General features: G+C 71.2%; 2 protein-coding genes. Both read right to left on the bottom strand.

Going from position 1 to position 1,644, the window contains the following annotated elements; genetic code table 11:
• A partial coding sequence (locus tag RISW2_RS25960; RefSeq protein ID WP_156943993.1) for a DUF5131 family protein occupies positions 1 to 79 on the bottom strand: 79 nt, incomplete at its 3' end.
• The coding region (locus tag RISW2_RS22790; protein WP_043775702.1) for a DNA cytosine methyltransferase at positions 76 to 1,644 on the bottom strand (1,569 nt) is incomplete at its 5' end. The genes RISW2_RS25960 and RISW2_RS22790, both read right to left, overlap by 4 nt.

The raw sequence follows: 1,644 nt of genomic DNA, 5'->3' as shown, positions 1-1,644 counted from the left end.
AGTTGGTGCATCCGGGCGAGACGACGCTGCAGCCCGCGATTGGGTTCCAGGTGCGCTCGGTCCATTCGATGCTGCTCATGCCGCGGCCTCCTTTGCCATGAGATGAGCGCAGTTCGCCGAGACGAGCGCCTCGGCCACGTCGGGGCACACGCTGTTGCCGCAGCACGAGATCTGGACGTCCTTCGAGAACGGGTGCCATGCCCATTCTCCGGCCTCGTCCTGACGCCAGACGCCCTCGATCACGTAGTCGGGCGGGAAGCCCTGCGCGTTGAACAGCTCGCGCGGCGTGAGCATGCGCAGGCCGATGTCGACGACCACGAACGTCTCGCCGTCGATCTCGAGCGTGACGAACTCGCCGCCCGACCAGGCGTCATGCGCCCGCAGGAACTCGGCGACCTCGCGCGCTCGGGCGGCGTGTGCATCGGTGAACGGCGGCGCGGCCAGCTCGGCCTGCGCGTGGCCGAAGCGGTCGCGCGTGGTCACGGTGTGGCACGGCTCGTCCTGCCGGGCGCCGTCGCCGGTGCCGTAGTATTTCGCGAACCACGCCGCGACGGGTGCCGACTTGCCCTGACCGCCCGCCGTGATGGTGCCGTGCGGGGCGCTGGCCGCGTGTCCGACGCTCGCGCCGAACTGCCGTGCGATGAACGCGGCCACGGGCGTCTGATGCGAACCCGAAGCGGTGACGGTAGACATCGGCCAGAGGGCCGGGCGCCCGGGGTTCACGCCACCGATCCTGCGGCTGTCGTTGTTCTGCTGCGCGAGGAAGGCGGCGAACGGATACTGCCGCGGGCCGGCAGCGACGATGGTGCCGAGGGGCGCCGCCGGATCGTAGCAGCGCGGCGCCTGGCCGGGGCGCTCGCCGTTCCCGATGTGCACGAGGCCGGGCGCGAGGACCATGTTCTGATCCTTCGTGCTGGCGCAGATCGTGTGGTGCGGATCGCGGATGTCGCGGTTGCCGCCGCCCTGCTGCGCGTAGGTCAGGACCGACGCGACCAGCGCGTGCCCGTTGGCGGACGTGATAGTCCGCAGCGGTTCCTCGGGTGTCCAAGCGTTCGGGCCTCGGCCTGTCGTCTTGCTGTTCGCCACGTTAGCGAGCGTGGGTGCGACGACGCCGAGGGGCGCGGCGCCGCCCGGCCGCTTGATCCAGCTGTTCGCGGTCACGGTCGCCAGCGGATCGCGCGCATCTTGTCCGGTCGCGCCGCCGTTGAACCTGGTGATCGACGGCGCGACGACGGCCTTCTCGCCGCGGTTCGCGCAAGTGATCGTGCGCAGCGGATCGGCGGCATCCTCGACGCGCGCGCCGTGCGTCAGGTTCACGATGAACGGCCGCTCCGCCTCGAGTACGTAGCGCTTCATCCCGCGGGCGATCCGGGCGAGCGTGTTCTTCGCCAGCGGGCGCACCGCGCGGAGCCCGTGCTTCGCCTTGATCTCGGCCGAGGTGGCGAAGATCGACGGGCAGGGCAGCGACCAGTCGATGCACTCGGCCGCGGTGCGCCATGGCTGCAGCCGGCCGGAACGGACCGCCGCGCTCTTCGGGTCGCCAAGCGTGGGCGCGGGCCACACGATGGGGCGTCCGTCGCGCCGCGCGATCCAGAACATGCGCTTACGGATCGTCGGCGCGCCGTAGTCGCAGCCGCGCAGGAC

Origin of the sequence: Roseivivax isoporae LMG 25204, from assembly GCF_000521865.1 — a bacterium.
GTDB lineage: Bacteria > Pseudomonadota > Alphaproteobacteria > Rhodobacterales > Rhodobacteraceae > Roseivivax > Roseivivax isoporae.
Note: the sequence above shows the minus strand (reverse complement) of the source record. Positions and strands in the feature narration are given on the sequence as shown.